This is a genomic window from Streptomyces boluensis, assembly GCF_009908195.1.
Taxonomy (GTDB): domain Bacteria; phylum Actinomycetota; class Actinomycetes; order Streptomycetales; family Streptomycetaceae; genus Streptomyces; species Streptomyces boluensis.
This window is the reverse complement of sequence record NZ_JAAAHS010000758.1, coordinates 1-866: the sequence shown is the minus strand read 5'-3', so window position 1 is coordinate 866 and position 866 is coordinate 1. Positions and strand designations below refer to the sequence as shown.

Below are 866 nucleotides of genomic sequence, written 5' to 3'. Positions count from 1 at the left end.
CCCGTGGGCTCCGTCGACCTCACCCCGCAGCCCGGCGCGGGCCCGCCCCTGCACTTCGGGCGCCCGATGGCCTTCGACGACCGCACCACACTGCTGCGCCCCGTACCGTCGCGCAGCAGGGCCAGGGTCGCCGCCGTCGCCGCCTGCCTGGTGCTCGGCCTCGGGCTCATCGGCGGTGCGGTGACCGGGAGTTGGCTCACCGGCGAGGCCGACGGCGCCCCCAGCGCCGAGGCCCTCTACACCGCCACGGGCCAGGCCTGGCACAACGAGCCGGTCGACACCCTCTTCCCGCCCCGCGTCAAGGGCGACGGCGCAGGCCCAGGCGGCGCCGACCGCGTATGGACCCGGATAGCCGTCGCGCCCGACACCAACTGCAAGAGCGCCCTCGACCCGCTGCTTCGCAAGGCACTCCAACCCGTGGGCTGCGAACGGCTGTTGCGCGCCACGTACACCGACACGACCCGCAGCCACGTCACCACAGTCGGCATGCTGTTCACCAAGGCCGACGCCGCCTCCATGGGCGCCCTGCGCACCCGCTTCACCGAGGAGGGCCTCGACCGGCGCGACGACCTGATGCCCCGGCCGTACGCGAAGAAGGGCACCCTCGCCGCCGGGTTCGGCGACGCACAGCGCGCCAGCTGGACCGTCTCGGTCCGCACCGACGCCCCGGTGATCGTGTACGCGGTCTCCGGCTGGGCCGACGGCCGCGAGGTCACCGAACCGCAGTCCGCCGACGAGGCCATGAAGCCCGGCGCCACCACCGCACCCGCCCAGTCCGGCCTCGGCCACGAGGCGCACGGCCTCGCCGACCGGCTGGCGGTCACGCTCCGCAAGACGGTGATCAAGGCCACGGAGAAGTCCTCATG

1 pseudogene is annotated in these 866 nt (G+C 74.2%); it reads left to right on the top strand.

The window, feature by feature from the left end:
- A pseudogene (locus GUY60_RS37955) lies at positions 1-866 on the top strand (hypothetical protein); the annotation flags it as partial.